7 protein-coding genes are annotated in these 6,141 nt (G+C 33.9%); 5 read left to right on the top strand and 2 right to left on the bottom strand.

All coding sequences use genetic code 11. From position 1 onward, the window contains the following. From ACJML3_RS09125 to ACJML3_RS09105, 5 genes are all read left to right on the top strand, one after another. The coding region (locus ACJML3_RS09125; RefSeq protein ID WP_406022562.1) for a peptidoglycan DD-metalloendopeptidase family protein at window positions 1-638 on the top strand (638 nt) is incomplete at its 5' end. Window positions 639-677: 39 nt separating this feature from the next. Further along, a complete protein-coding gene (locus ACJML3_RS09120) occupies window positions 678-1,631 on the top strand; it encodes an RNA polymerase sigma factor RpoD/SigA (RefSeq protein WP_406022560.1) in 954 nt (317 codons plus the stop codon). Between the two features lie 204 nt (window positions 1,632-1,835). After that, window positions 1,836-2,171, top strand: a complete 336-nt coding sequence (locus ACJML3_RS09115) for a bacteriohemerythrin (protein ID WP_406022558.1) — start codon at window positions 1,836-1,838, stop codon at window positions 2,169-2,171. A gap of 151 nt (window positions 2,172-2,322) precedes the next feature. Then, window positions 2,323-3,699 (top strand): ISL3 family transposase, encoded by a 1,377-nt coding sequence (locus ACJML3_RS09110; RefSeq protein ID WP_406022556.1) that lies wholly within the window; start codon window positions 2,323-2,325, stop codon window positions 3,697-3,699. Continuing rightward, window positions 3,699-3,827 (top strand): helix-turn-helix domain-containing protein, encoded by a 129-nt coding sequence (locus ACJML3_RS09105; protein ID WP_406022554.1) that lies wholly within the window; start codon window positions 3,699-3,701, stop codon window positions 3,825-3,827. Before ACJML3_RS09110 ends, ACJML3_RS09105 begins: the two co-directional genes overlap by 1 nt. On the opposite strand, the gene ACJML3_RS09100 is transcribed toward ACJML3_RS09105, so the two are convergent. Together ACJML3_RS09100 and ACJML3_RS09095 are read right to left on the bottom strand one after the other, a co-directional pair. Next, window positions 3,824-4,636 (bottom strand): formyltransferase family protein, encoded by an 813-nt coding sequence (locus ACJML3_RS09100; RefSeq protein ID WP_406022551.1) that lies wholly within the window; start codon window positions 4,634-4,636, stop codon window positions 3,824-3,826. The genes ACJML3_RS09105 and ACJML3_RS09100 overlap by 4 nt on opposite strands. A 2-nt stretch (window positions 4,637-4,638) precedes the next feature. Beyond that, on the bottom strand, window positions 4,639-6,006 hold the full coding sequence (locus ACJML3_RS09095; protein ID WP_406022549.1) for a DUF4910 domain-containing protein: 1,368 nt from the start codon (window positions 6,004-6,006) through the stop codon (window positions 4,639-4,641). Window positions 6,007-6,141: the final 135 nt, after the last annotated feature.

The raw sequence follows: 6,141 nt of genomic DNA, 5'->3' as shown, positions 1-6,141 counted from the left end.
TATCTAAAAAACATGGTTTGAAACTTTCAGAACTTGTCTCTTTGAACAAGCTTAAAAAACCATATTCTTTATATAAAGGACAGAAACTAAAAGTATCATCTTCAGATCTGTTAGCTGATAACGGTAAAAAGACTGTTCCTGTCAAGAAAACAAAAGAAGTGCAAAGTGTAGTTCCTGTAGCAGGACGAGAAGAGATTGTAACTACAGATGCTATGACATCAGCATCAATAGTAAAGACAAACAAGGTTGAAATAGTAAAAGGCAGAAGCAAAAAGGTTAAATCGATTGACTGGATGTGGCCTTGCAAGGGTAGAGTAATTGCAAACTTCTCATCTGCAAACAAGGGTATTGATATATCAGGAAGCAGAGGTCAGAGTGTAAATGCAGCTGCAGCAGGTCAGGTTGTATATTCGGGCAATGCGCTAAGAGGTTATGGAAACCTTGTGATTATCAACCATAACAATGAATTCCTGTCAGCATATGCTCATAACGATATGCTTTTAGTTAAAGAAGGCGATAAAGTTAAAAAAGGTCAGGTTATCGCAAAAATGGGTTCAACTGACACTGATTCAGTAAAACTCCATTTTGAAATAAGATATAAAGGAAATAGTGTAAATCCAAGAAACTATTTACCATAAAAAACAAACAATCAAACAACAAACATAAAGGCTAAAACAATGAATCAAAACAACGAACGCATCTCAGAGGATATTCAGGACGTAATAGTTCAGGAATCGAAAAGTAAAGACTACAGCGAAAAGCGTAGAAACTCTGAGTCAACCGATTTGCTGACAAATTATTTCAGCTCAATAAGACGTTTTCCGTTATTGAATTCAGAACAGGAGAATACAATCGGAAAGCGTGCAAAGGCAGGAGATAGAAGTGCTATTGATTTGATGATCACCTCAAATCTACGTCTCGTTGTTAAGATTGCAAAGAATTACAGAGCAAGGGGTGTACCTCTTTTAGATCTTATTGAAGAAGGTAATCTCGGTCTTATACATGCAGTGCAGAAATTTGAACCTGAAAGAGGTTTCAGGTTCTCTACATATGCAACCTGGTGGATAAGACAGAGTATTGAACAGGCAATTATGTGCCAGTCCCGCCTTGTTCGTCTTCCGGTTCACATCATCAAAGATATTAATGTAGTGATCAAGGCAAGGCGAGAGCTTCAGGAAAAGGATATTCTTCATACTGTGACTATTTCTGAGATTGCACAAGCAACCGGAAAAGATCCAGAAACTGTAAGAAATCTCCTTTCTTTACTTGAAGGTACAACTACACTTGATATGAATATCAAGAGTCACGACGATGACAAGGAGGTAAGCCTTCTTGATATTGTTCCAGATACAAAGGTGGAAACTCCTTTTGAACATGTGGATAAAAGAGAAATCGTTGAGATTGTAAGACAGTGGTTTGAAGGTCTTCCTGAAAAGCAGCAGATGGTTGTTCTTTACAGATTCGGTCTTAATGATGAGGAAGTTTTAACTCTTGAAGAGGTTGGTCAGAAGATAGGACTTACCCGTGAAAGAGTAAGACAGATTCAAAGTGAAGTTTTGAAGAGTCTTAGAAAAACCTTTGAATCTTATGGAATTGACAAGAGTGCTCTTGATAGAGAAAAAATAGTATAAAACAAATTAGGATATCTCTTATCTTTTTTAGTCAAACCATTAAAACCGCTTGAATCATTATAAATCCAGCGGTTTTATTGTATTAGCTTGCAGCTAATCCTTTTATACTTACTGCTATTTTGCCTAAAATGTCACAACAATGACTTTTGCTTTCGTTTCATCATTTTATATTTCCTATAATCAGATTATGAAACGGAGGATAATATGTTTGTAAAACCGCTAGAATGGTCTGATGATTATAATACCGGTGTTCCGATTGTTGATAATGCTCATAAAGGTCTGTTTCAGGTTGTAAGACGAATTACATCAATTCTTCTAGAAAACGATCCTGTAAAGAACAGATTTGTCTGTGAAGAAGCAGTAAAGTATCTTTTAGATTATGCAGTCAGACATTTTCGAGAAGAAGAAAATTTTATGCTAGAAATAGGATATAAAGGTTATCCTATGCATAAACACCTACATGATAATTTAAGAGAAGTAACGCTTCCTGCTCTTCAAAAGGATTTAGTTGAAAATGATTACAACATTGAATCTATATAGAGAACGGCGATCTGTCAAGCAAATAATTGGCTCTTGTTAAATTTACGGGGAATAGTTACCTAAGGGTAACTTGAAGTTGAGCAAACTCTAGGTACAAAAAGAGTGTTTTGTTACAATATTAGTGACGAAAAAAACATTGGACAAAACACTCATGATTAATTTTATTAGTAATGCAGATCTAGATCAACAAGTAACTTTAGAAGTTAAGGCAAATCTACCAAAGTTTATATTTGAAAACACGACCTTATTTAAAACAGAAGAAGGTTGGAATGGGCAGTGTTTCAATGGTGGATTGTTATTTACTAGAGATGATTTTATATGCCCTCATTGTGGTGGTGAATTAGAAATCCATGAAGTAGTGGTGCAAAGGCTAAGACACTTGTGTTTTGGACCTGAGATAACAGAGATTAAGTTCAGAAGAAGGCGCATGAAATGCAAGTGTTGCAATCGTTCTGTAATGCAGCACCTGCCATTTAAGGCAGATAATCATAAGATCACAAAAGATCTAGAGAATTACATTTCAGATTTGCTTGCTAGTAACTGTTATACCATAGTTGAGATAGCAGATCTTACGAAGGTTAGCAGACATATAATCAAGGACATAGATTTCAAGCGATTAAGGGGCTTATACACCGTCGATGGAAAGACGTTAATAAAGCCCGAAAGACAAGCTAGATTCATTGCTATAGACGAATTTAAACTGCATGACGGTCATAAGTTTGCAACACATATCATTGATTTAGAAACAGGTCATGTATTGTGGATTGCAAAGGGCAAAAAGAAGCAGGTAGTGTATGACTTTATTGAGCATGTAGGACTTGAATGGATGAATAATGTGCAAGCTGTAGCTTGTGACATGAACTCTGATTTTGAAGAAGCTTTTCTAGAGAAATGTCCTCACATACAGATAGTGTTTGACTTCTTTCATATAGTAAAGAACTTCAATGAAAAGGTTGTAACTCCAGTAAGAATAGCTGAGCAAAAAAGGCTTATAGATGAGGGAAAAGTTGAGCAAGCTAATAGCCTTAAAGGTAGTAAATATCTGCTTACAGCTAGTAGAAGTACTTTACGACAGAAAGATGAAGAAGCTAGAAGTGGCAAGGTTGTGCATAAAGGCTCAGAGCTATTTAAAACACCAAATGTTACTTTAAAAGAAGGCTATGAAAAACGCTATGATGAGCTGATAAAGCAGAATGAAATATTCTTTAAGTTAGATTGGGTTAAAGAAGCTTTAAATACCGCTAAAGGTTGCAATGATTATAAAAGACTGGGTGAATTGATAAATGAGATTGCAGCTTTCTGTAATGCAACAGAAAACCGATATTTCCAAAGGTTTGCTAAGCTTTTATTATCTCATTACACAGGAATTGTAAGCCGTGCTATTTACCATATATCATCAGGTAAAATAGAGGGCTTTAATAACAAGGTAAAAACGATGAGAAGGAATTGTTATGGTCTACCTGATGATGAATATTTCTTTCTCAAAGTTATGGATATTAGTCGTGCAAAAAGTAGGGAGAATTGTTAATGATCCCCACTTTTTTAACAAGAGCCAATATTTCAACAGACTGCGGATTTAACAATCAGTCATATTTTAGCAGGGCTTTCACGAAGCATTTTAAAATGAGCCCCGCTGAATACAGAAATAAACACTAATTGTTTTCAAAGAAGTTTATCAGCTTAACCTCTGGAGAGTATATTTCACCGTTAAGATACTTATCAACAATCTTATCGTTGTAGTAATCATATATAAGATGTAAATGGGAGACAGTCCAATCTTCACTAATCCATAATTTTCCATTTCTGCTTTGGGATAATGTTTTAATTTCTGAACAATTTTTTATGGATTTTAAGATTAAACATAAATCTCTACAGAGTTTTACAATAGCTTTATTTGCAACATCGTGCATTCTGTCTCCATACTCTAATGTTGGAACACTCTGATGCAAAATATCACCACCATCCAATCTTTTTGAAAGTCTGTGAACTGTCATTCCAGCCCAATTTGGTCTTAACAGATAAAATGGCCAAAACATGGTTGTACATCCTTTAAATTCTGGAGACAGTCCACCATGAATATTAAAAGATCTATCCTGATAACACTCTATGATTTGTTCAGAAATTTTATGAACGCCATAAGTAAGCAGGATATCAGATTTATTATCATTTAAGAATCTGAGAGTATTTTCTGAATTCAGATCATTCATTGTCACTTCCAAAAAAGGAACATTATTTTTTAATGAGGTTATATCAACTCCACCAAAAAATAAATTTTCTGATTCTTCTCTTATTTTAAAATGATTAATAAATAATTCTTTATCCTTATCAGACCATGTAGGATTAGGTCTTGGATTGAATGATTCTCTTTTTTCAATTACAAGAGCTTTTAAAAACCCAGCTTTGTATAATTCATTTGCAACATATAAATGTCTTGGATGAGATCCACACATAAATGAAACTTGCACTGTTATAAATTCTCTGAAATCAAATCCTTTTCCACTAGAATAGCAGTTATCTTTTCAATTTCTGCACTATCGCACCCAAGCTTCTTACTCATAGAATGTAAAGATACCGTTCCGTCAGCTAGATTTAGATAATTCATTACCTTTCCTACAAAATTATTTATCGAATTTATCTGCTGTTTCAATGAATTTGATTTATCGCAATCTTTATAACCGTTAGTATTTAAACTAGGATATAGATCATAATCACCCAGCTTAACTTCGCCAAAAGGATGGCGATTTATATAATATTTCTGCTCTTCTTCGAACTTCAATATAGCTTCAATCTGATTGCAGCTGCTAAACAGATTTTCAATTCCCATTAATTCTTTTGTATCAAGACTGTTGTGATATTCCTTATATTCAGCATACACAAGTCTTGCAACCTGACTTACAGGTAAATTAAAACCAGGTGAACAATACTGTCGTTCATCCGAACCAGATGATGCATCAAATGAATTTATTCTTAGATTTGTTGGTAAATTATTAATTGCAGAATCAAAAGAACCTGAGCTGATTTCCTTAGAAATAATATCAAAAGGAGAATTTCCTCTTCTTGATAGTTTGATTCTTAATGGTACATTTCCACCAAGACATGTAAGTACAAAACCAGCATGAAGATTTTTCTTCAGTTCTTCACCATGATCAGAAAGATAAGAAATTGCACCGATTGTCTCTGGTGTTATAACAAATCTGTAGGTATATTTTCTATTCTTCCAGTTCTTTATCCTGTTATATAGCATTGCAAGTACGATTGGACCTGACAATTCATTATTAGCCATAGAAGGATGACATAAATATGTTGACAGAAGAATTTCTTTTTTGCTCTGACCTTTTAAAACACATTCACCAACGACTAGTTTTCCTGGTTCAAATGATGATTTAATGACAGCATGATACGAATCTTCAGGTAATGAGTCTAACTGCTCTTGTGTCATGCAAAATCCCCATCTTTTCTTGTAATAAGAAATGGTATATGGAATAGCATTCTTGATGGTTGGAATTGTATATATATGATTCTTTAATTCCGTAAGTGAAAAATATCCATCAACAGGATCAGAATAATTTACAACATGTAAAGTCGAATCTTTTATATCGATGATTCTTTGTCCTTTAGAATTTTCTATATATGCCTCACTGATATTCCACTCTAAAGGAACTCTCCAATTTAAAACATCTGTACCTGAATCATAAAAATGTTCATTGAATGGAATATATTCTTTAAGAATATTCAAAGATTCTCGATAACCATTTCCCATTATGCTTCTCATAATAGGAAAAAGTCTGTCAAATAAATTATCTACCTCATCGACACTTTCTAGCGAGTTTTGCATAGTGTTCTCCTTTAAGTATAGTATACGACCTTTTGTTAATCCTTTGTTATTTAAAGATATAAATTATCAATAAAGGTTTATTTGGATTGATATTCTTGTTGTTAAAGTTTGTATAAGAAACAAAAAAACCCGGCT

This window comes from Succinivibrio sp., assembly GCF_045124615.1.
Lineage (GTDB): Bacteria > Pseudomonadota > Gammaproteobacteria > Enterobacterales > Succinivibrionaceae > Succinivibrio > Succinivibrio faecicola.
The sequence above is the reverse complement of the archived record's forward strand: the minus strand, read 5'-3'. Positions and strand labels throughout refer to the sequence as shown.